This is a genomic window from Rhodobacter sp. JA431, from assembly GCF_900217725.1.
GTDB classification, from domain to species: Bacteria; Pseudomonadota; Alphaproteobacteria; order Rhodobacterales; family Rhodobacteraceae; genus Rhodobacter; species Rhodobacter aestuarii.
On the sequence record NZ_OBMP01000001.1, the window covers coordinates 717,382 to 739,534 of the forward strand.

The 22,153-nt window shown below is 60.7% G+C and carries 27 protein-coding genes; 16 read left to right on the forward strand and 11 right to left on the reverse strand.

Features of this window, described 5'->3' with window-relative positions:
* Positions 1-14 precede the first annotated feature (14 nt).
* Both CRO18_RS03120 and CRO18_RS03125 read left to right on the forward strand, forming a co-directional pair.
* Positions 15-563: a sigma-70 family RNA polymerase sigma factor gene (locus CRO18_RS03120; RefSeq protein WP_076485146.1), complete on the forward strand. Its 549-nt coding sequence runs from the start codon at positions 15-17 to the stop codon at positions 561-563.
* Positions 556-1,230, forward strand: a complete 675-nt coding sequence (locus CRO18_RS03125; RefSeq protein ID WP_097081020.1) for an anti-sigma factor domain-containing protein — start codon at positions 556-558, stop codon at positions 1,228-1,230. Before CRO18_RS03120 ends, CRO18_RS03125 begins: the two co-directional genes overlap by 8 nt.
* Before the next feature lie 21 nt (positions 1,231-1,251).
* Here the strand turns inward: CRO18_RS03125 and CRO18_RS03130 are convergent, their stop codons facing one another.
* Complete coding sequence (locus CRO18_RS03130; protein ID WP_076485291.1) at positions 1,252-1,923, reverse strand: glutathione S-transferase family protein; 672 nt, start codon at positions 1,921-1,923, stop codon at positions 1,252-1,254.
* 151 nt (positions 1,924-2,074) lie between these two features.
* On the opposite strand from CRO18_RS03130, the gene ppk2 reads away from it, so the two are divergent.
* From ppk2 to CRO18_RS03155, 5 genes are all read left to right on the forward strand, one after another.
* Complete coding sequence (gene ppk2, locus CRO18_RS03135; protein ID WP_394341438.1) at positions 2,075-3,166, forward strand: polyphosphate kinase 2 family protein; 1,092 nt, start codon at positions 2,075-2,077, stop codon at positions 3,164-3,166.
* A gap of 62 nt (positions 3,167-3,228) precedes the next feature.
* Positions 3,229-3,831 carry a cyclopropane-fatty-acyl-phospholipid synthase family protein gene (locus tag CRO18_RS03140; RefSeq protein WP_097081021.1) on the forward strand — a complete coding sequence of 201 codons (603 nt, stop codon included), beginning with the start codon at positions 3,229-3,231 and terminating at the stop codon, positions 3,829-3,831.
* Between the two features lie 148 nt (positions 3,832-3,979).
* Positions 3,980-4,429: a cytochrome c gene (locus tag CRO18_RS03145; protein ID WP_097081022.1), complete on the forward strand. Its 450-nt coding sequence runs from the start codon at positions 3,980-3,982 to the stop codon at positions 4,427-4,429.
* Positions 4,430-4,493: 64 nt separating this feature from the next.
* A complete protein-coding gene (locus CRO18_RS03150) occupies positions 4,494-5,084 on the forward strand; it encodes a cytochrome b/b6 domain-containing protein (protein WP_097081023.1) in 591 nt (196 codons plus the stop codon).
* A gap of 41 nt (positions 5,085-5,125) precedes the next feature.
* Positions 5,126-6,511: an MATE family efflux transporter gene (locus CRO18_RS03155; RefSeq protein ID WP_097081024.1), complete on the forward strand. Its 1,386-nt coding sequence runs from the start codon at positions 5,126-5,128 to the stop codon at positions 6,509-6,511.
* Between the two features lie 9 nt (positions 6,512-6,520).
* On the opposite strand, the gene CRO18_RS03160 is transcribed toward CRO18_RS03155, so the two are convergent.
* Both CRO18_RS03160 and CRO18_RS03165 read right to left on the reverse strand, forming a co-directional pair.
* Positions 6,521-6,940 (reverse strand): hypothetical protein, encoded by a 420-nt coding sequence (locus CRO18_RS03160; protein WP_076485140.1) that lies wholly within the window; start codon positions 6,938-6,940, stop codon positions 6,521-6,523.
* A gap of 27 nt (positions 6,941-6,967) precedes the next feature.
* Entirely contained in the window at positions 6,968-8,170 is a 1,203-nt protein-coding gene (locus CRO18_RS03165; RefSeq protein ID WP_076485139.1) for a pyridoxal phosphate-dependent aminotransferase, read from the reverse strand.
* 142 nt (positions 8,171-8,312) lie between these two features.
* On the opposite strand from CRO18_RS03165, the gene CRO18_RS03170 reads away from it, so the two are divergent.
* The 4 genes from CRO18_RS03170 to CRO18_RS03185 all read left to right on the forward strand — a co-directional run bounded on the left by CRO18_RS03170 (position 8,313) and on the right by CRO18_RS03185 (position 10,863).
* Complete coding sequence (locus tag CRO18_RS03170) at positions 8,313-8,585, forward strand: succinate dehydrogenase assembly factor 2 (protein WP_076485138.1); 273 nt, start codon at positions 8,313-8,315, stop codon at positions 8,583-8,585.
* A gap of 134 nt (positions 8,586-8,719) precedes the next feature.
* Entirely contained in the window at positions 8,720-9,214 is a 495-nt protein-coding gene (locus tag CRO18_RS03175) for a MarR family winged helix-turn-helix transcriptional regulator (protein WP_097081109.1), read from the forward strand.
* Positions 9,215-9,320: 106 nt separating this feature from the next.
* Positions 9,321-10,484: a serine hydrolase gene (locus CRO18_RS03180; protein WP_097081025.1), complete on the forward strand. Its 1,164-nt coding sequence runs from the start codon at positions 9,321-9,323 to the stop codon at positions 10,482-10,484.
* 10 nt (positions 10,485-10,494) lie between these two features.
* Complete coding sequence (locus CRO18_RS03185; RefSeq protein WP_076485135.1) at positions 10,495-10,863, forward strand: DUF2237 family protein; 369 nt, start codon at positions 10,495-10,497, stop codon at positions 10,861-10,863.
* Here the strand turns inward: CRO18_RS03185 and epmA are convergent.
* Complete coding sequence (gene epmA / locus CRO18_RS03190; RefSeq protein WP_097081026.1) at positions 10,851-11,900, reverse strand: EF-P lysine aminoacylase EpmA; 1,050 nt, start codon at positions 11,898-11,900, stop codon at positions 10,851-10,853. The two genes, CRO18_RS03185 and epmA, sit on opposite strands and share 13 nt — an antisense overlap.
* 95 nt (positions 11,901-11,995) lie before the next feature.
* On the opposite strand from epmA, the gene efp reads away from it, so the two are divergent.
* Positions 11,996-12,565, forward strand: coding sequence for an elongation factor P (efp, locus tag CRO18_RS03195; RefSeq protein WP_076485133.1), 570 nt, complete (start codon positions 11,996-11,998; stop codon positions 12,563-12,565).
* Positions 12,566-12,691: 126 nt separating this feature from the next.
* On the opposite strand, the gene CRO18_RS03200 is transcribed toward efp, so the two are convergent.
* Positions 12,692-13,474: a DUF1013 domain-containing protein gene (locus CRO18_RS03200; protein ID WP_076485132.1), complete on the reverse strand. Its 783-nt coding sequence runs from the start codon at positions 13,472-13,474 to the stop codon at positions 12,692-12,694.
* Positions 13,475-13,607: 133 nt separating this feature from the next.
* Between CRO18_RS03200 and CRO18_RS03205 the strand changes: the two genes are divergently transcribed.
* Positions 13,608-14,243 carry a ribonuclease T2 gene (locus CRO18_RS03205; protein ID WP_097081027.1) on the forward strand — a complete coding sequence of 212 codons (636 nt, stop codon included), beginning with the start codon at positions 13,608-13,610 and terminating at the stop codon, positions 14,241-14,243.
* Positions 14,244-14,246: 3 nt separating this feature from the next.
* Here CRO18_RS03205 and CRO18_RS03210 read toward each other — a convergent pair whose 3' ends face one another.
* Genes CRO18_RS03210 through CRO18_RS03220 form a run of 3 tightly spaced genes read right to left on the reverse strand, consistent with a single transcriptional unit; the run spans position 14,247 to position 16,390 of the window.
* The gene (locus tag CRO18_RS03210) at positions 14,247-14,702 is read right to left on the reverse strand and encodes an STAS/SEC14 domain-containing protein (RefSeq protein WP_097081028.1); all 456 of its coding nucleotides are present in this window, start codon (positions 14,700-14,702) and stop codon (positions 14,247-14,249) included.
* A gap of 27 nt (positions 14,703-14,729) precedes the next feature.
* Positions 14,730-15,716, reverse strand: coding sequence for an NAD(P)H-quinone oxidoreductase (locus CRO18_RS03215; protein WP_097081029.1), 987 nt, complete (start codon positions 15,714-15,716; stop codon positions 14,730-14,732).
* Positions 15,713-16,390 (reverse strand): COQ9 family protein, encoded by a 678-nt coding sequence (locus CRO18_RS03220; protein ID WP_097081030.1) that lies wholly within the window; start codon positions 16,388-16,390, stop codon positions 15,713-15,715. The genes CRO18_RS03215 and CRO18_RS03220 overlap by 4 nt, the downstream gene beginning before the upstream one ends.
* A 105-nt stretch (positions 16,391-16,495) precedes the next feature.
* Between CRO18_RS03220 and rpsU the strand changes: the two genes are divergently transcribed.
* A complete protein-coding gene (gene rpsU, locus CRO18_RS03225; RefSeq protein ID WP_010398727.1) occupies positions 16,496-16,702 on the forward strand; it encodes a 30S ribosomal protein S21 in 207 nt (68 codons plus the stop codon).
* A gap of 97 nt (positions 16,703-16,799) precedes the next feature.
* Here rpsU and CRO18_RS03230 read toward each other — a convergent pair whose 3' ends face one another.
* Positions 16,800-18,503, reverse strand: a complete 1,704-nt coding sequence (locus CRO18_RS03230; RefSeq protein ID WP_170952545.1) for a methyl-accepting chemotaxis protein — start codon at positions 18,501-18,503, stop codon at positions 16,800-16,802.
* A 1-nt stretch (position 18,504) separates the two neighbouring features.
* Positions 18,505-18,810, reverse strand: a complete 306-nt coding sequence (locus tag CRO18_RS03235; protein ID WP_097081032.1) for a hypothetical protein — start codon at positions 18,808-18,810, stop codon at positions 18,505-18,507.
* A gap of 122 nt (positions 18,811-18,932) precedes the next feature.
* Between CRO18_RS03235 and CRO18_RS03240 the strand changes: the two genes are divergently transcribed.
* Entirely contained in the window at positions 18,933-20,381 is a 1,449-nt protein-coding gene (locus CRO18_RS03240) for a TrkH family potassium uptake protein (protein ID WP_076485289.1), read from the forward strand.
* Between the two features lie 2 nt (positions 20,382-20,383).
* Here the strand turns inward: CRO18_RS03240 and CRO18_RS03245 are convergent, their stop codons facing one another.
* Positions 20,384-20,842, reverse strand: coding sequence for an Lrp/AsnC family transcriptional regulator (locus tag CRO18_RS03245; RefSeq protein WP_076485125.1), 459 nt, complete (start codon positions 20,840-20,842; stop codon positions 20,384-20,386).
* A gap of 140 nt (positions 20,843-20,982) precedes the next feature.
* Between CRO18_RS03245 and ald the strand changes: the two genes are divergently transcribed.
* Positions 20,983-22,101 (forward strand): alanine dehydrogenase, encoded by a 1,119-nt coding sequence (ald, locus tag CRO18_RS03250; RefSeq protein ID WP_097081033.1) that lies wholly within the window; start codon positions 20,983-20,985, stop codon positions 22,099-22,101.
* The last annotated feature ends 52 nt before the right edge of the window (positions 22,102-22,153 follow it).

Consider the following 22,153-nt stretch of genomic DNA (forward strand, 5'->3'; position numbering starts at 1 on the left):
AAGGGCCTGAACCGATGACGGCACAGAGCACAGACCTTGGCGCTTTGCTGGCGCGCACCGCCCTGCGCGACCGGGCGGCATTTTCTGCGCTTTATTCTGCACATGGAGCGAAACTTTTCGGCATCTGCCTGCGTCTCTTGCAAGACCGCGCTGAGGCGGAGGATGCTTTGCAGGATGTTTTCGTGAAAGTCTGGATGAATGCCGACCGTTACGTGCCCGAGGTGGCCAGCCCCGCCGCGTGGCTCAACACCGTTGCGCGCAATCTATGCATTGATCGGCTGCGCGCCCGCAAAACCGGGGGGGTCGAGGCCGAGGTTTTGGAGGCTCTGCCAAGCCTAGAGCCGACGCCTGAGGCCGAGGCGATCCGCGCCTCCGACGGGCGGCGGATTGAGGATTGCATGGGCAAACTTGAGGGCGTGCGGGCCGAGGCCGTGCGCCGCGCCTATGTGGAGGGCGAAAGCTATCTTGAACTTGCCGAACGGTTTGAGGTGCCGCTCAATACCATGCGGTCTTGGCTGCGCCGGTCGTTGATTTCGCTGCGGGAGTGTTTGGGCGATGCGTGACCTGCCACCCGATGATATTGCGCTTGCGGGCGAATATGTGCTCGGCACGCTGCCGCTTTCCGAGCGTCAAGCGGTGACGCGGCGCATCGCGAGTGATGCCGACTTCGCACGCGAGGTGGCGCGTTGGGAAGCACATCTCGACCCGCTTGCCGAAGAGGTGATGCCGGTTTCGCCGCCGCGCCGGGTTTGGGCAGAGATTGAGGCACGGGCTTTGGGTGTGCCGGAGCGGGCGTCTTCGGGGCTTTGGCGTTGGCTTGCAGGTGCCTCGGCCATTTCGGCGGCCTTCCTTGGTGCGATTTTGTGGCTTGGCGAACCGCTGATGCCCGCGCAGGGGCGGATGTGGGTCTCTGACATGGTGTCAGAAGATGGCGCGGTGCGGCTTGCGGCGCTTTACAATGAAAAGACCGGCGAGATGCGCGTGTCGATGGGCGGCGCCGCTCCCGCGCCCGAGCGCGACTTTGAATTGTGGCTGATTGCCGGGGATGCCGCGCCGATCTCACTTGGCGTGATGCCCCGGCGCGGCCAAGCGGCGATGCCGATCCCGGCCGATCTGCGCCAAGTGATCGCCAATGCGACCCTTGCCATCACCGAGGAACCGCGCGGCGGCGCGCCCGCAGGTGTGGCAACAGGCCCGCTTGTGGCCAAGGCCGAATTGCGCCGGATTTAAAAGCGCCTCCAGACGGGTTTCCTATGCCGGTTCGGCGTTGCGGGTCTCCCACATCTCGCGGAAAGCCGCGCGGGATTGGCACAGTTCCAGCCAGCCTTTCACGCGCGGAAATTGCCCCATGAGCGCATCATGCGGCTGTGCATAGCGCAGTATCTCGGCCATATTGATATCAGCTACGGTGAAGCGCCCGCCGACCATATGGCTATGCGAGGAAAGATGCGCCTCTAGCGCTTTGAGCGGGCGTTGCAGTTGCGCCACCGCGGTAGTGATCCGCGCCTCGCCCGTTTCGCTTGCCGCCTCGCCGCGCGCATAGGCGAAGGAAATCTCGAGCGCAGGCGTTTCAATTGCCGTCGCCCCGTAAAGCGCCCATTGCACCATCAGCGCCTCTTCGCGGGCGTCTTTGGGGGCAAATGGCCCCCCCGCTTTGCGCGCCAGATAAAGGTTGATCGCAAGCGACTCGCTCAGCACCAGCCCGGCATCCTCCATCACCGGAATCGCCCCGGCGGGGGAGAGCCGCAAAAACTCTGCCGTGCGGGTGTTAAACGGCGCTTCGGGGTGCAACGGGTCGATCCCCTGCGCCTCCAGCCGATAGGCTTGAATGACGGGTTTGAGCGACCACGCCAGTTCCAACTCCATCAATGCCCAGATGTTGCGGCTCGCCCGCGAGCGATAAACCCCATAAAGCGTGACCATGATCTGCCTCCCTTTGCGCCAGACTGCGCTTGTGGCGCCCCAAAGGAAAGCCCAAAGCGGCAAAGCCTTACGGATCGCTTCCTGACCCACATCAAGGCGGTTTTCCCCCCTTTATGCTAGCGGAAACCGATCAACGTCGGGAGGGTTGCGTATGGAAGATCACATCAGCAGGGAGACGGTGCAGGCCACGTCTGAGGCCGGGCAAGGGGAGGTCGGCCCCGAAGCGACGCCACAAAGCACCGAAAAAGAGCCCAAAATCAAAGCGCCGAAAGAAGGCAAAGCGATGCCCACCGAGGCAGAGCCCGCACCGGGCGAAGGCGCATTGAACGGCCCGCAGGCCTTCCCCTCGGTCCATATTCAAGCGGTAAAGGCGGGCTTTGAAAGCGGCAAATATCCTTATGCCCACCGCATGGCGCGCGCGGCTTACGAAAAGGAAAAGGCCAAGCTGCAAGCGGAGCTTTTGAAGGTGCAACGCTGGGCGCAGGAGACGGGCGAGAAATTCGTGATCTTGTTCGAGGGCCGTGATGCGGCGGGCAAGGGCGGCACGATCAAACGCTATACAGAGCATCTGAACCCACGGTTTGCGCGGGTTGTGGCGCTGAACAAACCCTCCGATGAAGAACGCGGCCAGTGGTATTTCCAACGCTACATCCAATGGCTGCCCACAGCCGGCGAAATGGTGTTTTACGACCGCAGTTGGTACAACCGCGCCGGGGTGGAGCGAGTGATGGGCTTTTGCAGCCCCACCGAATACCTAGAGTTTATGCGCCAAGCCCCGGAGTTTGAGCGGATGCTGGTGCGCTCGGGCATTCGGCTTTTCAAATACTGGTTCTCGGTCACCCAAGCCGAACAGCGCCGCCGGTTTTCTGAACGTGCGACTGACCCGCTCAAGCGCTGGAAGCTGAGCCCGATCGACATGGCCTCTTTGGACAAATGGGAAGATTACACCGAGGCGAAAGAGGCGATGTTCTTTTACACCGACACCGCCGATGCGCCTTGGGTGATCGTGAAATCGAACGACAAAAAGCGCGCGCGGCTCAACTGTATGCGCCACTTCCTCAGCTCGCTTGATTACCCAGACAAAGATCTGTCGATCGTAACGCCGCCTGATCCGCTGATCGTCGGGCATGCAAGCCATGTGGTGCATTCGGCCGAACATATCTTGGGGGCGGCGCAGCATCCTGAAACCCGCCGCCGGGCCTCACGACCGAAGAAAGCGAAGCCCGGAACCACCTCGTCTTAAGTCTTGCTTGCATCCTTGCGTGGTTGCGGCACATTTGCCGCAACTGACGCGGGGGCAAGGTCATGAGCTGGGACGAGCGATTTTCGGGGGAGCATTTCCACTATGGCACCGAGCCTGCGGCTTTTGTGACCGCACAGGCTTGGCGGCTCACACGGGGGGCGCATGTGCTTTCTGTTGCGGAAGGCGAGGGCCGAAATGCAGTGTGGCTCGCCGCACAGGGGTTGTGCGTTCATGCGTTAGATGGGTCCGCACCCGCCCTCAGCAAGGCGCACAAGCTGGCCGCAGAACGTGGGGTGACGATCACCTCAGAACATGCAGACCTGTCGCGCTATATCTGGCCCGTGGGGGCCTATGACGCCGTTTTTGGGGTCTTCATCCAGTTTGCCCCGCCCGCCCTGCGCGGGGCCATTTTCCGTGGCATGGCGCAAGCACTCAAACCCGGGGGGCTTTTGTTTTTGCACGGTTTTTCTGTCCGGCAGCTGGAAAATTCCTCGGGCGGCCCGAAGGCAGAAGACCATCTTTGGACACTGGATTTGCTGCGCGATGCCTGCCCAGATTGGGAGTGGCTGCATCAGGCGGATTACGATGCGCATCTTGACGAAGGGCCGGGGCATTCGGGCCGCGCCGCGCTGATTGACTTCATCGCACGCAAACCAAAAGCCTAAGCCCCCCTGCGCGATGATGCCGCAGCACAACTTATGCATGTGACGCTGTCACAGACAATTTAATCCCTATTTCCTAGACGGAATGACACAGTTCGTTCGTAGAACACCCACGTGAGGTAAAACCTCGCCTTCCCACAGGAGATGTTACATGCGGAAAATTCTTCTTACGCTTCCGGTCGCGGCACTGGTTCTGGGCACGGCGGCTTATGCCGACGGCATGGAAACCGTGAAAGCGCGTCACGCCTATTTCAAATCGCTCGGCGGTGCCATGAAGGCCATGTCGGGCGTTGCCAAATCCTACGACGCGGAGGCCGCCAAGGCCGAAGCCGCGAAACTCGCCGCGATCCTCGAAACCGATGCCGGCCCGCTGTTCGCGCCGGGCACCTCGGCCGATGACTTCCCGGGCGAAAGCGAAGCCAAAGCTTCGATCTGGGAAAACATGGACGACTTCGGCGCCAAAGCCAAAGCCATGCATGTTGCGGGCGCCGAGCTGATCGCCGCTGCCGACACCGGCGAAGCTGCCGCCTTTGGCGCTGCGCTCAAAACCCTCGGAGGCACCTGCAAAGCCTGCCACGACGATTACCGCGTGCCGGAATAAGGCACAGCCGGGCGGGAGGAAACTCCCGCCCTTTTCTTTCAACCGATAGCCGACCGAGACACAGATGCCCGCCGACACCACCGCGACGACCGCCACCAAACCGCCGATGATCTGGGACCCGCTGGTGCGGGTGTTCCACTGGACCTTGCTTTTGTGCGTGGCCGGGGCCTTTGTGCTGGGCCATTTCGGGCCGCTGGAAATGACGCTGCATTTCTACCTTGGCTATGCGGTCTTGGCGCTTTTGGCGATCCGGCTGATTTGGGGCTTTGTGGGCACAAAGAACGCCCGTTTCGGCAATTTTGTGCGCGGGCCTATTTCGGTGGTGCGCTATTTGCTGACCCTGCCTTCGCGCAATCCAAGCCATGCCGAAGGGCATAACCCCTTGGGCGGCTGGTCGGTTGTTGCGATGATGGTGGTCTTGTTCTTGCAAGTGCTGACCGGGCTTTGCACCGACCCGGATGACTATCTGAACATTGGCCCGCTTGCCCCCTACCTGCCCGATGGCTGGCCGCGTATGGCGCTTGGCTGGCACCACAAACTGGGCTGGGTGCTGTTGGCCCTGATCGCCCTGCATGTGGGCGCGATCTATTTCTACAAGGTCTGGAAACGCGAAGACCTTGTGACCCCGATGATTACCGGTCGTCGCCGCGGTTGAGCCATCTGGACGCGGTTCTTCCCCTAAGATAGCGTCCGTTCATGAACCAGACAGTCAAATCTCCGGTGGTGCGGTCGTCCGGCCTTGCCGTCAATATGCGTGCGCTTTTGTGGTTGGGCCTGCCGATGGTGGGCTCCAATATCGCGCAGATGCTGCTGCATGTTTCCGATACGATCATGCTGGGCTGGTATGGCGTGCCCGAACTCGCCGCTGTGGTGCTGGGCTCGTCTTTCTTCTTTTTCCTCTTCATCCTCGGCTCGGGGTTTTCCTATGTGCTGATGGGGAGGATCTCCGCCGCCATTGGCCGCGATGACCCGGTGCAATTGCGCCGCGATGCGCGGATGGGGCTTTGGATCGCCATTGGCTATGGCTGCGCGGTGATGCCGATCATGGCGGCAGCGGAGCCGATTTTGCTCGCCCTCGGGCAAGACCCACATCTTTCCGCGCTCGCACAGCAATATCTGTCGGTCGCGATGTGGGGCATGGTGCCCGCGCTCGTGGTGGCGGCGTTGCGCGCGTATCTGAGCGCGCAAGAGCGTGCCCAAGCGGTGATGTGGGCCACGTTTTGGGGTGTTGTGGTCAATGTGATGGCCAACTGGGCCTTTATTTTTGGCCATTTTGGCGCGCCAGAAATGGGCGTGCGGGGGGCGGCGCTCGCCTCTGTGATGGTGCAGATCAGCACGGCGGGCCTGTTGGCGCTTTATGCCGCCAAGCATCCGAAGTTGCGGTCGGTCGATCTGTTCGGGCGGTTTTGGCGGCCCGATTGGCAGGCGCTTTTTGTGCTGATCCGGCTTGGCTTGCCTGCGGGGCTGACACACCTGTCCGAAGCCGGGCTATTTCAAGCCTCGGCGCTGATGATGGGCTGGATCGGCACGCATGAACTGGCCGCGCATGGGATCGCACTAGAACTCGCCTCGCTCACCTTCATGATCCACATGGGGCTCTCGAATGCGGCGACGGTGCGGGTGGGCCACGCCTTTGGCGCCTCGGATACCGACCGGCTGCGCGCCGTGGCAAAGGCCGCGCTGATCCTCTCTTTCGGCATGGCGGCTCTGACGATTGCGGCCTTCCTTGGGTTCCCACAACAATTGGTGGGGCTTTTTATCGACAATACAGACCCTGCCGCCCCCGCGATTTTGGCCTTTGGTGCAAAACTACTTGCTGTGGCTGCGCTATTTCAGCTTTTTGACGCTGCGCAGGTGATGGCTTTGGGGCTGTTGCGCGGGGTGCATGACACGCGGGTGCCAATGGTTGTGGCCACGGTCAGCTATTGGCTGATTGGCATTCCGGCAAGTTATGTACTCGCCTTCCCACTGGGGTTGGGCGGCGTAGGGCTTTGGCTTGGCCTTGTGATTGGCCTTGCTTGTGTGGGGGTCACCTTGATCCGTCGCTTCTGGCGCGGCGCGTGGCTGGTGGCCACGGCATAAAGGCTACGCTTAGCGCTCGCTTTCAGGGATGGATTTCAACATCCGCTCGGCTTTTTTGCGCACCAAGACCGAGCGCAGATCATGCATGGCAAGCAGCAAAGAATCCGTCACCTCTTCCAACTGCTCATCGGTGGCTTTCGATTGCACCCATTGCGTGGTCAGGTTCAGGTAATCAACGGCGCGCAAAATATCATCGATATCGCGCTGCGCCAGCAGGGCGAGCCGCTTTGCCATCCAGCCTTCGATCTCGCGCAGATCATCGGCCGAGAGTTTACGCTCGCCTTGCGGCTTGATTTCACCGTTCTTGATATTGACGACGGCGATCTGATCCATCTCGATGCGACGTTGGCGGTTCTCGGTATCAACCTTGAACACCGCCGCGCCATTTTCACGAATCCGGAAGTAGTACTCCGGCAGATCGCCAGCCATTCAATTCTCCCCGCAGGCCTTGCGGCCTTAGTGCAGCCCTTCGCAGAAGGCTTTAATGCGCGCGCAAGCCTCGCTCAGCGCTGCGTCCGAGGTAGCGTAGCTGATGCGAAACGCGGGCGAAAGGCCGAAGGCCGCCCCAAAGACAACCGCAACCCCGGTTTCTTCCAGAAGCGCCGAGGCAAAGGCCTCGTCATCGGTGATCGCAACGCCGCCCTTGGAGGTTTTACCAATCAGCCCCGCAATCGAAGGATAGACGTAAAATGCGCCTTCGGGCGTGGGGCAGGTGATGCCGGGGCAAGCGTTGAGCGCGGCCACCACCAGATCGCGACGCCGTTCAAAGGCCACGCGGCTTTGCGCGATATACTCCTGCGGACCATTAAGCGCTTCCACCGCCGCATGTTGGCTGATCGAACAGGGGTTCGAGGTCGATTGCGACTGCACCTTGCCGATCGCCTTGATCAGCTCCACCGGGCCACCCGCATAGCCAATGCGCCAGCCGGTCATCGCATAAGCCTTCGACACCCCGTTACAGGTCAACGTGCGGTCATAAAGGCCCGGCTCCACCTGCGCGGGCGTGGTGAAGGTGAAATCGCCAAACACAAGGTGTTCATACATATCATCCGACATCACCCAAACATGCGGGTGCCGCATCAGAACATCGGTGAGCGCTTTGAGCTCATCACGGGTATAGGCCGCGCCCGAAGGGTTGGACGGCGAGTTGAAGATAAACCATTTGGTCTTCGGCGTAATCGCGGCCTCCAGATCGGCGGCACTGATCTTATAGCCCGCCTCCATCTTGCCTTCGACAAAGACAGGGGTGCCACCCGCCAGCAGCACCATATCCGGGTAGCTCACCCAATAAGGCGCGGGGATGATCACTTCATCACCCGGGTTCAGCGTGGCCACGAGCGCATTATAAAGCACCTGCTTGCCGCCCGAGCCGACGGTGATTTGCGCGGGCGTATAGCGCAGCCCATTTTCACGTTCGAACTTGGCGCAGATCGCCTTTTTCAACGCTGGAATGCCATCAACAGCGGTGTATTTGGTTTCCCCCGCCGCAATCGCCGCAATCGCCGCCTGTTTGATGTTCTCGGGCGTGTCAAAATCCGGTTCGCCCGCCCCAAGGCCGATCACGTCGCGCCCCGCCTCTTTCAATTCGCGCGCCTTGTTGGTGACGGCAATGGTGGGCGAGGGTTTCACGCGCGCAAGCGTGTCAGACAGAAAGGCCATGTTCGGGGCTCCAGATTCAAATCGCCCCTCTCTACGCTTGGCCGAGACACCGTTCAAGCGGTTGAAACAAGGGCGGTTGCGCTTGACGGGGCAGGATGCAAGTGCAAGGCAGAGGCAACGCATTTTCGAACGGAGGCCAGCCATGAGCGAAACACGGGACGCGAGATTGCGGCGGATGCGGATGCGCAGTTGGCGCCGCGGTATCCGCGAAATGGACCTGATTCTCGGCCCTTGGGCTGATTCTGAACTGGAAGGTCTAAATCCTGAGATGCTCGATCTTTATGATCAGCTGCTCGAAGAAAATGACCAAGATCTTTATCCCTGGATTTCGGGGGCGATGCCCTGCCCGCCCCAATATGTTGAAATTCTGGGTGTTATCGGCACCTTTGCCCGCGAACGGCACGGCAAAAATTAGTCGTACAATCTTCGCAAATTCGTTGTGAAAGGCATCATAGTCAGAACCCCTTAACCCTATCTTGGGGTTTTTCCGTCAATTTGCCTCTCAAGGAAGCGAGGATGGCGGAGTAAGGAATGACGTTTCAAACCCCGATGAAAGCGCCCAATGCGGAAGAAGGCGCCGCCCCCGGAATGATGGCCTGCTACCTCGACAGCCTCTCGCTGGTCGAGCGGCTGCACAGGCTGTTGCTGGATGTGATCAAAGATGAGTTCGAGCGGCTCGGTATTCTCGAGATCAACCCCGTTCAAGCGCTGTTGTTGTTCAACATCGGCGAGAATGAGGTGACCGCAGGCGAACTCAAAACGCGCGGCTACTATCAGGGCTCGAATGTGAGCTACAACCTGAAGAAGCTGGTGGAAACGGGCTATATGCACCACCAGCGCTGCGAGATTGACCGCCGCTCGGTGCGCGTAAAGCTGACGCCCAAAGGGGTGGACCTGCGCACGGCCGTTACCGCTCTGTTTGAGCGCCACGCCAAGGGAATGGATGACCGCAATGTCATCACGCTCGACGCGATGGATGAAATGAACCGCACCCTGCGCCGCATGGAGCGCTATTGGTCGGATCAAATCCGCTACATCTACTGATCTTTCGCGCAAGCGACTGACGCGGCGGCACATGTGCCGCCGCTTGTTCTTGTGTGCAGGGCATGGTTTCGTGCGTCCAGCCGCCTTTGCGGCGAGGGGGGCACAGATGCGGCGGTTTTTGCGGATATTCCTGCGCGCTTTGGTGGTGGTCTTGGTGCTGGTTGCGGGCCTTGCCGCGCTCAAGCATGAAGAGATCACCCGTCTTTTGGCGGTGAATTCGCTGTTCTCAGAAGAACGCATCGTCACGAATTTCTCGCATATGGATCGGCTGTTCCACTACCGAGTGCTCGACCGCGGCCCCGGCCCGGTTTCGGCCTTGTCCCCCGGCCCGGAAATGCCGCTCCCCCCAGAAATGGCGGATTGGCTGCAAGCACGCGCCGTGACCGCGCTCGTCATTTTGCGCGACGGTCACATCGTGCATGAAAGCTATCACCAAGGCACCGGGCCAGAAGACCTGCGGATCTCTTGGTCGATGGCGAAATCGGTTCTGTCGGCGCTGTTTGGCACCTTGCACAAAGATGGCACGATCCCTGATCTTGATGCTCAGGTGGTCCGTTTCGTACCCGCGCTGAAAGGCTCTGCTTATGACGGCGCGACCATCCGCGATGTGCTGACCATGTCCTCGGGCGTGGGGTTCAACGAGGATTACATGGATTTCAACAGCGACATCAATCGCATGGGCCGGGTGCTGGCGCTTGGTGGCTCGATGGATGATTTCGCGGCCTCGCTCCAAACCCGCGCGCATCCGCCGGGCAGTCATATGCATTATGTTTCGATTGATACGCATGTGCTGGGCATGGTGATTGCGGGTGCCACGGGGCGCGACCCGGTGGATTTGATGGGAGAGCGGATCATCGCGCCGATGGGGCTGGAAGCTGCCCCTGAAATGCTGGTTGATGGCGACGGGACGGGTTTTGTTTTGGGCGGGCTGAATATGCGCACCCGCGACTATGCCCGCATTGGCCAGATGTTCTTGCAAAAGGGCTTTTGGAACGGGGCCCAAATCGTACCAGAGACTTGGGTCAGCACCTCAACATCGCATCAAGCCGCCGATGGCGCAGGCTATGGCTTCCAATGGTGGGTGCCCAAAGACAATGCCCGCTTCGGCAGTGATTTCATGGCCCAAGGCATTTACGGCCAATATATCTACGTCAACCCCGCCGCGCGGATGGTGATTGCGGTCAACGCCGCCGACAGGGGCTTTGATACCGAAGGCGTGACCGATGAAAACCTTGCGCTCTTTCGACGCATCGCGCAGGCTGCGCACTGAGGGAGAGACGATGGAAAAGGATAAATCGGTCAATGTTCTGGGCAGCGCCTTGCAGCCCTGTTCGGTCTCGCCGATGACCGGTTTCTTCCGCGATGGCGCGTGCAACACCTGTTGGGAAGACCACGGGCTGCACACGGTCTGCGTGGTGCTGACCGCCGAGTTTTTGGCGTGGTCGAGCTATATCGGCAATGACCTCACCACCCCGCGCCCCGATTTCGCCTTTCCCGGCCTCAAACCCGGCGAGCGCTGGTGCCTCTGCGCGGGCCGGTTCCTTGAGGCGCATGACGAGGGCTGCGCGCCGCAAGTCGTGCTGGAATGCACGCATCAGCGCACGCTCGAAGTCGTGCCGCTTGAGGTGTTGCAGGTCTACGCGATCTGATCCGAGACCGGCGTCCAGATCACATCATCAATGCGCGGCGCCGAGGTGGCGAGCATCACGAGCCGGTCAAACCCCAGCGCAATGCCCGAGGCGGCCGGCATATGCGCAAGAGCGGCCAAGAAATCTTCATCAATCGGGTAGCGCTCGCCGTAAAGCTGCTGCTTTTCATCCATCTCAGCCATAAAGCGCGCGCGCTGAACATCTGCATCGGTCAATTCGCCAAAGCCATTGGCCAGTTCCACCCCGCAGGCGTAAAGCTCAAACCGTTCCGCCACGCGCGGGTCATCGGGGGCCGGGCGGGCCAAGGCCGCCTCTGCCAAGGGGTAACGGTCTAAGATCGTCGCACGCCCGTGACCCAGATGCGGTTCCACCTGCGCCACCAGCACCTTGGAGACAATCAGCGACCATGTATCGGCATCGCCAACCTCAATCCCCGCCGCGCGGCATTGATCGCGCAGCCCCTCAGCATCGGTGATGCCGCCACAGCCGCAAGTAGCGAGAAGATCAAGCCCCGCATAACGCTCAAACGCCTCCGCGACCGAAAGCCGCTCAGGCTCCGCAAACGGGTCGCACTCAATCCCCTTATAGCGCAAAAGCGTGCTGCCCGCCGCCTCTGCCGCAAGACGCAGCATCGCGGCGCAATCTTGCATCAGCACCGTGTAATCTTCGCCGACGCGATACCATTCGAGCATGGTGAATTCGGGGCTGTGCAGCGCGCCGCGCTCGCGGTTGCGCCACACATGGGCAAAGGCGGCGATGCGGCGCTCCCCAGCGGCAAGCAGCTTTTTCATCGCAAATTCAGGCGAGGTATGCAGGAACATCTCGACCGGGGCGCCATCATTGCCAATCGCCGTGGTCGCAAAACCATGTAGATGGGCCTCATTCCCGGGGCTGACCTGAAGCGCGACCGGGTCCACCTCAAGGAACCCTTCCCCCTCCAGCCAGCGGCGCAGCGCCGCTTGAATACGCGCCCGCGCCAAAAGCGCGGGCCTGCGGTCGGCATGACGGTCAGGGTGCCACCAAGGGGTCGAAGACATGGTCAGGGCTTTTTACTGGAAATAGGGCTCGTATTGGTTTAGGCGCTTCGCCATCCGGGCGCCAGAGCCTGCTTTTGACATATAGGACCGTGACAATGGCTAAAGTGATCGCTTCCTCGATCCGTAAGGGCAACGTGATCGACCTCAACGGCGTGCTGCACGTCGTTATCAACGCCGAAAACATTCACCCCGGCAAGGGCAACTCGGTGACCCAAGTCGAGATGCGCCGCATCTCGGATGGCGTGAAGGTGCAAGAGCGCTGGCGCACCGTGGACTCGGTCGAAAAAGCCCACGTGGATGAAGAGGAATTCGATTTCCTCTATGAAGATGGCGAAGGCTATCACTTCATGAACCCGCAAAACTACGAACAGCTCACCGTGGGTGAAGACGTGATCGGCGATGCCAAAGTGCACCTGCGCGACGGCATCCGCGTTTGGCTGCTGCTGCATGAAGGCGTGGCGCTGTCGATCGAACTGCCGCAAAAAGTGACGGTCGAAGTGGAAGAGACCGAGCCGGTGGTCAAAGGCCAAACCGCCTCGTCGAGCTACAAGCCCGCGCAATGCACCGGGGGCATTCGCGTGATGGTGCCGCCGCATATCGGTGTGGGCACCCGGATCATCATCAACACCGCCGATAACTCCTATGTTGAGCGCGCCAAAGACTGATTGGCCCTTCTAGGCTTTAGAAAAGGCACTCCTTTCGGGGCGCCTTTTTTGTTGGGCAAGTCATGCGAGCAAAAGAAAAGCCCTCCCGCATCGCGGAAGGGCTCAAAACTTACCGTTTGAGGCAGCTTAGCGGATCGGGCCGCTGTCTTCCTCGTCATCCTCTTCATCATCGCCATGCGGCAGGTTGAAGAAGCTATCGGCATCCGAGAAGTCTTTCGGGTCTTCTTTCGGCTCGTCATCGGCATTCGACGACCCGCTACCAAGGGTGAAGCCTTCAAGCTCCGCAATCGCACCGGGCAGGCGCGGCTCGGTATCCATGCCAAGGCTTTGCTCGGTCGAGACCAATTTCCGGCGCTCGTCATCGCTCATCACGCCTTCGGCGGCGCGTTTCTTGGCGGCTTTTTGCACTTCGCTGTCGAGTTCCGACTGGCGGCACAGGCCCAAAGCCACCGGGTCGATCGCGGTCATATTGGCGATGTTCCAGTGCGTCCGCTCGCGGATTGACGCGATGGTCGGCTTGGTCGTGCCCACCAGACGCGCGATTTGCGCATCGGCCAATTCAGGGTGGAATTTCACCAGCCACAGGATCGCGTTCGGGCGGTCTTGGCGTTTCGACAGCGGCGTGTAGCGCGGGCCACGGCGCTTGTCTTCGCCCACAGCCGCCGCGTTAAACTTGAGACGCAGCTTATAGAGCGGATCTTTCTCGCCCTTTTCGATCTCTTTCGCGTCGAGTTGGTTGCCGGCAACCGGGTCTTGGCCCTTCACGCCCGCCGCCACATCACCATCGGCGATCCCTTGCACCTCAAGTTCATGCATGCCGCAGAAATCAGCGATCTGCTTGAAGCTGAGCGTGGTATTGTCCACCAGCCAAACGGCCGTGGCCTTTGCCATCAGGGGCTTGTTCGTCATCGGGGCCATCCTTTACAAATCTTACCCGAGCCGTGAAACCGGCTGCGGCCTGGGCTTCCCCCCGGCCGCGGTCCATTTCTGGTGGGGAATTGTCGGCCTATATAGGCCCGAAACCGCGCGGAGGAAAGAGAAAATGCGCGTTTTAGCGATTGCATGCGCCGCGCTTTTGGCCATGCCTGCTTGGGCCGAAGGCGAGCAAGCGGGCGATTTTGACTATTACGTTCTTTCGCTCAGTTGGGCGCCGGGCTGGTGTGCGACCGAGGGCGCAGGCCGCGATGCCGCGCAATGCGACCCGGCCAATGATGCGCATTTCGTTTTGCACGGGCTTTGGCCGCAATATGAAAGCGGCTGGCCCAGCTATTGCCGCACCACGGCGCGCAACCCCTCGCGCGCGCAAACGGCGGCGATGGAAGACATTATGGGGTCTGACGGCGCGGCCTGGTATCAATGGAAGAAACATGGCCGCTGCGCAGGGCTTTCCGCGACAGATTACTTCGCACAGGCCCGCGCGGCCTATGAAAGCGTCACCGTCCCGTGGGTCTTTCAACAGCTCACCAAAGATGTGCGCCTGCCCGCCAAAGTGGTGGAAGAGGCGTTTTTGGAGGCCAATCCAAACCTTCGCCCCGATATGGTGACCGTGACTTGCGATCAGGGCCGCATCGACGAGGTGCGGATTTGCCTAAACAAAGACCTTACTCCCCGCGCCTGCGGCACGGATGTGACGCGCGACTGCCGGATGACAGACGCGCTGATGGAACGAGTGCGCTAAAACTTAGCTGGCAGGCGGCTCGCGATCTTCGAGCATCATAAGCTTTTGATCCGCGGCCACTTCGGGCCCACCTGCCCGCTCCGGATCGGCGCTAATCCAAACCCGCGCCTCAGCCATTTCGGCACGCGGGAAAGTGCGCACCGGGCAGCGGATCAGCGGCGCAAAAAGACGCACGCCCGCAGAGATCCAAGCCACATCACTCACCACCGCGATGCGGGCAAAATCGGCCAGATGCAACAGCCCGACCTTGCCATCTTCAAACATCGCGCCTGCGGTGAACCCCTCGAAATCCGCCCCCAGCGCGTAAAGCAATTTGAGCCGACCCGCAGCGGCAAGGCGTTCCTCTACCGCCGGGATCAGATCTTCTACATAAGCATCATGGTCGATCCGCCCATGCGCCTCCACCGCCAGAACATCGGCGGGAAACCCGTCGAGCAGGGTAAAACGTCCTTTGGTCATTTTCTCCTCCCTCGGTTGGAGAAGGCTCTAGCGAACCTTCAAAACGATCTTTCCGATATGGGCGTTCGTCTCCATCCGCGCATGGGCCGCCGCCGCCTCGGCAAGCGGATAGGTGCTGTCATGCACCACTTTGAGCTTGCCGGCCTCCACCATCGGCCACACCTCAGCTTGCAATTGCCGCGCGATCTCGGCCTTGGCGGCATCAGATTGCGGGCGCAGCGTGGCCCCGGTGATGGTCAGGCGGCGCAGCATGATCTGGGCAAAGTTCAACTCGGCCTTGGGGCTTTCCAAGAACGCGATGAAGACCATCCGCGCCTCATCGGCCATTGCCTTGATATTGCGGGCAATGTAGCTGCCGCCGACCATATCAAGCACAAGGTTCGCGCCGCCCTCAGCGCGCAACACCTCCACAAAATCGACCTCGCGGTAATTGATGGCAGTGGCGCCAAGGGCATCACAGGCGGCACATTTCTCGGCGCTGCCCGCCGTGGCCCAGACCCGCGCACCAAGCGCAGTGGCAATTTGGATCGCGGTGGTGCCAATCCCGGACGAGCCGCCATGCACCAAAAACCGTTCCCCCGCCTTCAACCCGCCGCGCATCACCACGGTGGACCAAACGGTGAAGCAAGTCTCGGGCAAACAAGCCGCATCGCGCAGGCTCACCCCATGCGGAATGGGCAGGGCATGCACCGCCGGGCAGGTTGCATATTCGGCATAGCCGCCACCGGGCAAAAGCGCGCATACCGCATCACCCACTTGCCACCCTGTCACCTCGGGGCCGACGGCCGCGACGATGCCCGAACATTCCAGCCCCGGCAGGTCTGATGCGCTTGGCGGCGCTTTATAGGCGCCTGCCCGTTGCAGCGCATCGGGGCGGTTTACGCCTGCCCAAGCGACCTCAATCAGCAATTCCCCCGGCCCCGGCACCGGAACAGCGCGGCTGGCAAGCTTCAAAACCTCGGGGCCACCGGGCGCCGCGATTTCGATACATTGCATTTGCTGCGGCACACTCATGCCGGTTCCTCGCCCGTATAGCGACCGGGCGCGGCCATGCGGCACGGCGGGCGCAGATTTTCGAGAACGTTTTTCAGCCCCGGCACCTTCATCAGGCCGGATTTGACCTTATCAAGCGCCAGAACGTTTTCGATCCGATGATCCAAGAACGCCCAGCTTTCGGCATGGCCTTCGCTATCATCGCCAATCCAAAACAGCGTGGTCGAAGAAATCACCCCCGAAAGCGTTAGGCGTTTCGAATACCAGTTGTAATCCTCGCTCGTGTCGCCAAGCGCGCGCCAAATGAGATCCGCCGTTTCCCAAACGAGCTTCGCGCCCATCACCCCGTTTTGCGGCAAGGCAAAGACCGAAGCGCCCCGGCTCACCAGATCACGGTCGACAAGGTCAAAGCGCATCTGAACAGCGGTCGCGACCTTATCGCGAAAGCGCATCCCTTCAAAATTGGCCTCTTCCAAGGCTTTCGCCAAGGCGCGGTCGGCGGCGCGGTGATATTCCGCCGCCAGATCAACAGCCCCGCGCGGGCAAGCCAAGCGCGCCAGCGCCGGATCAACTCCAAGGTCCGAAATTGCCGATTGGAAAGCCGGCTCCGACCAGCCATCAAAGGGCACATGCGGTTCAATCGCGTCAAGCAGGTCAGCGCGCAGGCGCGACACTTCCAAATGGTCGTTTTTCATCGCTTTTCCCTAGTGCGGCAAGAGTAGACAAATGCCTTTCCCTTTGCTATATGGCCGCTTCCTGCAAAGCGATGCAACTCAAACTTAGGAAGGTGGTGACACCACATGCAGGTCAGCGTTCGCGACAACAACGTCGAACAAGCGCTTCGTGCCCTGAAGAAAAAACTTCAGCGCGAGGGGGTTTTCCGTGAAATGAAGCTTAAGCAGCATTTCGAGAAACCGTCCGTGAAGAAAGCGCGCGAGAAAGCCGAAGCCATCCGCCGTGCCCGTAAACTGGCACGTAAGAAGGCCCAGCGCGAAGGCGCGCTCTAAGACACAGGCGTTTGAATACGCTGGCGGGTTCGCCCGCAGAGTAAACCCCCGAGGCATCGCCGTCGGGGGTTTTGCTTTTTCAAAACTGTGGCGCGGATCAGGCGGCGCGATGCTGCGCCGCTTGCGCCTCAAGCCGGAAATGGGCGGTGGCATCACGCAATTGTGCGGCCATCCCATTCAGCACGCGGCTCGCGGCTGTGGTTTCTTCAAACATCGCCACGTTTTGCTGCGTTACCGAATCGAGTTGCTCGACCGAGCCGTTGATGTCTGTCAGCGCGCGCGATTGTTCCTCGGCGGAGCGGGCAATTTCACCCACGCGGGAAGAGATGTTTTCCACCGCTTTGGTGATTTCATCGAGCGTGGAAACCATCTGGTTCACCAGCTCCACCCCAGTTTTCACCTGCCGCTCCGACGATTGGATCAGGGTCGAGATTTCACGCGCCGAAGCCGAGGAGCGTTGCGCCAAGTCGCGCACCTCCGAGGCCACAACGGCAAAGCCACGCCCCGCTTCACCCGCACGCGCAGCTTCAACGCCCGCATTGAGCGCCAGAAGGTTAGTTTGGAAGGCGATGTCATCGATGACCGAGGTGATCGAGGCGATTTGATGCGAGCTTTGCTCGATCTCGCCCATCGCATGGATCGAGGCGCTGCCAAGCTCGGTGCTGCCACGCGCCAATTTCTCGGCGCTTTGCGCTGCATCGGCGGCAGAGCCCGCCATTTGGGCAGCAGAGCCCACAGAGCTTGAAAGTTCGTTCATCGCCGCAGCGGTATTGGCCAGCGCATGGGCCTGTTTCTCGGTGCGCTCAGACAGTTCCTCAGACGCACCATTGATCTCGCCGATTTGGGCGGTGATCTCTTCTGCGCAGCCCAAGGCCACACCGATCGCGGCAGCGAGTTGCTCAACCGCAAGATTGAAGTCTTCGCTCAGCGTGCCGTATTCGTTGGCATCCAGCCGCGCGAGCCGCACCGAAAGATCGCCTTGCGAAAGCATCCGAAGCGCGTTTTGCAATTGCGCCACGACCTCTTCGGAATGCTGCGCATGTTCGCTGCGCTCCGATGCCAGCCGCTCAGAGGCTTCCAAAGCACGGGTATTCGCCTCGGCCGCGTTGCGCGCGGTTTCTTCGGATTGGCGGCGCATTTCCTCGGCCTCGGCCAGCGCTTCTTCTGCCTCATGCTGGCGCAATTCAGCATTTTGCGCGGATTCTTCTGCGATCCGTTGCGCCGCCTCAGCCTGCGCCGAAAGCGCTTGCAGATCGACCAATTGCGCGGAGATCGAAGCTTCCATCTTCTTGCGATGCAGCACCGTCACCACAAGTACAGCGGTTTCCACCACAACAACCACGCCATGAAAGGCCGTCCGCTCGATATTCACCAAAAGCTCGACGCTCGGATAGACCAACCGCGGCACAAACACCGAAAGCGACAGGTGATGCAGCGCGATCGTGGCTGCCGCGAAAATCAGTGGTCGAATATCGACCATCGCGACCAAGGCGGCCATCACCGCGAAATAGACCATGTGGCTGTCAATCTGCCACGGGTGGCCCGCAAGCGCCGCTGTAAAGGCGATGGCCTGACCCACAAGGCCCTGCGCCACCAAGGTGCGCCCACTGGTGGTGTCGCCCCGCAGATAGCCAAGCACCGTCACCCCGACGAAAACCCACGCAATGGCGGTGGCAGGGATGGTCGCCGTTCCGACCCAAATGGCCACGCCCGTCACCAACACGGCGCAGGCCACAATGGCCACGAGATAAAATTTCAATCGTTGTGCGGTGGCCCCCGCATCTGTGCTGGCCGTCGTCATGTTATTCCACTCCACACAATTCCAAGATCGTTTCCGCATCGACAACGGCCCAAGCCCCCGCGGCAGCAAGCCGTGTCACCGCACCCGTCGCGGCGGTTTGGCCATTGAGCGGCGCCACCAAATGCCCCATTGGCGCATCTACGGGGCCGATCAGCCGCGCTTGCGCGCGCTCAGCCAAAAGTTCCGCATCTTTCCAAGGGGGCACAACGATGACCCATGGTCCGGCGCCGGTTGCCCCGGCGCCGAGAAGGGCCGCTACCGGACCCACAACAACCGAGAAGGCTATGACCAAAAGCTCGAGTCGCATCGATATCTCCTCGCGCGACCCTAGCGCCAAGGGCTTAACGCGAGGTTTTCGCGCGCGCAGAAGGCTTCGCTCACGATTTCGTGAGTTGCGTCCCCGCGCGTGCCCGCGCATCGCTCGTGCCGATGACCGATTTCGGACCCGTCTTCTATATTTTCGGCCACATTCTGCTGGCTCTGGGCGCAGCGATGCTGCTGCCCGCCGGTTATGATTACCTGCTCGCCGACCCGAACTGGATGGCGATGCTGCAATCCTCGGTCGAGACGCTGCTCTTTGGCGCGCTTTTGTCCATCGCCAGCCGGACCGACACTCCACAGCCGCTATCGCTGCGCCAAGCCTATATGCTGACCGCCGCGATCTGGCTGCTGGCCCCGGCTTTTGCGGCTCTCCCCTTCGTCCATGGCGCGCCAGATGTCAGCCTGACAGATGCCTATTTCGAGGCTGCATCGGGGCTCACCACCACGGGTTACACCGTGTTCCAATATCTGGATGAGATGCCGCGCTCGGTGTTGTTGTGGCGGGCAATGCTGCAATGGGCCGGCGGGCTTGGCATCGCCTTTGTCGCGATGATCTTTTTGCCGGTGATGCGGATCGGTGGGATGCGCTTTTTTCAGACGGAGGGGTTCGACACTTTCGGCAAGGTGCTGCCTCGCGCCACCGATATCGCCTTGGCGCTGTTGCAGGTTTATTCTGTGCTGACAATCGCCTGTGCGCTGGCCTATGTCGCCTGCGGCATGCAGACCTTCGACGCGATTGCCAATGCGATGACGACAATGTCGACTGGCGGCTTTGCAACCTCAGACCAAAGCTTTGCGCATTATCCCATAGCGACGCATTACGCCTCGATCATCTTCATGTTGCTTGCCGGGTTGCCGCTGATCCGCTTCGTGCAGATCGTTCAAGGGCAGCTTTCCCCGATTTGGCGCGACTCACAGGTGCGCGCCTTCTTGCGATGGTCTCTCTACTACACGCTGCTGGCGGTTCTTTGGCGCTACGCCCACGAAGACCTGCCTTTTGAGCAGATCTTCCGCGAAACGGCGTTCAACTTTGTTTCGATCCTGACTGGCACTGGTTTTGGCGTCGCCTCGGTCGAGGCTTGGGGCGCCTTTGTGCTTGTGCTGGTGTTCTTGGTGGGCATGTCGGGCGGCTGCACCGGCTCCACCTCTGGTTCGCTTTCCGTGTTCCGGGTGCAGGTGGTTCTGGAAGCGATCAAAACCGCAATCCGGCAATTGCACTCGCCCAACCGGGTGGTTTTGCCACGCTATGATGGCAAACCGCTGGACGAAGCCACGATGGGCCCGCTGATCCTGCACGTCACCGGATACATTCTGACCCAAGGCATCGTTGCGGTGCTGATCTCAATGACGGGGGTGGATTTTTCCTCCGCGCTGTTTGCCAGCTGGGGGGCGATTGGGAATATCGGCTTTGGCATTGGCCCCACCGTCGCCGCCACCGGAACGATGGCCGATTACAATGACCTTGCGACCTGGCTGATGAGCCTGTCGATGCTGCTTGGGCGGCTGGGGCTTTTGGCGATTTTGGTGCTGGTGTTGCCGCGCTTCTGGCGCGACTAAGCTTAAATCGGCAAAGCCGTTGTCTTGAACACGGTGCGCAAAGCAAACGAACTTTGCATCCCCTGCACCCCCGGCAAGCGCGCCAGTTTGGAGCGGTGGATGCGGGCAAAATCTTCGGTATCTTCGGCCACGACCTTCAGAAGATAATCTGCAGACCCCGCCATCAGATGGCATTCGAGCACATCGGGGATTTTCTTCACCTCACGCTCAAAGGCTTCCAGCACCTCATCGGCCTGCCCAGAGAGCGTGATCTCAACGAAAACCGTGGTCGGGCACCCCAAACGACGACTGTCCAAGAGCGCGACATAATCTTTGATATAGCCATCTTCCTCAAGTCGCTGCACCCGTCGGTGGCAGGCCGAAGCCGACAGGTTCACCCGCTCGCTCAACTCGGCGTTGGAAATGCGACCCTGCTTTTGCAATACGGTCAAAATCCGGCGATCTGTAGCGTCGAGGCTCATAAGGGCGCAACTTTCTACGAAGGTTAGGCAGGTTTCCCGCAGATATGCGCGCGATCAGGCCGGTTTCGCAAGCAAATTTGACCAAACCTTTCCCGCAACCAAGCGCACACTAAAACAAAGCTGATACGGGAGGAGAGGCCATGAAAATCGGTTGCGTGAAGGAAATCAAACCGCAGGAATTTCGCGTCGGCATGACGCCCCATGCCGTGCATGAGGCGGTGGCGCATGGGCACACGGTGTTGGTGGAAACCGACGCGGGGCTTGGGGCGGGCTATAGCGATGCGGATTACACCGCTGCAGGGGCGGTGATTGCCGCCGATGCCGCGAGCGTTTGGGGCGGGGCAGAGATGGTGGTGAAGGTGAAGGAACCACAGCCACAAGAGCGAGCGCTTCTGTCACCGGGCCAAGTTTTGTTCACCTATCTGCATCTCGCCCCCGACCCAGCGCAGACGGCTGATCTGGTCGCCTCTGGCGCAACGTGCATTGCCTATGAAACCGTGACCGACCGGATGGGCGGACTGCCGCTTTTGGCGCCGATGTCCGAGGTTGCGGGGAAGCTCGCGCCGCAAGTCGGGGCTTGGGCGCTGCAAAAAGCCAATGGCGGACGCGGCGTACTCATGGGCGGCGTGCCGGGTGTTTTGCCTGCCAAAGTGCTGGTGATTGGTGGCGGCGTGGTCGGCACGCAAGCGGCCCGCGTCGCGGCCGGTATGGGGGCAGAGGTCACCGTTCTGGACCGCTCTCTTCCCCGGTTACGGCACTTGGATGAGGTTTATGGGCGCGATTTCCGCACCGGCTATGCCTCTGCCGCGCTGACCGCCGAATTGGTGGCGGAAGCCGATCTGGTGATTGGGGCCGTTTTGGTGCCGGGGGCTGCCGCGCCCAAGTTGGTGATCCGCGCGATGCTGTCCACCATGCAGCCCGGCGCGGTGCTGGTGGATGTGGCGATTGACCAAGGCGGGTGTTTTGAAACATCACACCCCACCACGCACCACGACCCGATATTTGAAGTCGATGGGATCGTGCATTATTGCGTCGCCAATATGCCCGGCGCAGTGGCCCGCACCGCCACGCAAGCGCTTGGCAATGCGACACTCCCGTTCTTGCTTGCGCTGGCCAATAAGGGCTGGCGGCAGGCTTGCGCGGATGACCCGCATCTTCTGGCGGGGCTCAATGTCCACGCAGGCCAAATCACCTGCGCCCCGGTTGCCGAGGCGCAGGGCCTGCCCTATCTGCCCCCTTCAGAGGCGCTCACGCTTTGACCCGATGGGCGCGCAGCCCCGAACAGGGGCTGTGCGCTGGTTCGCTTTATTC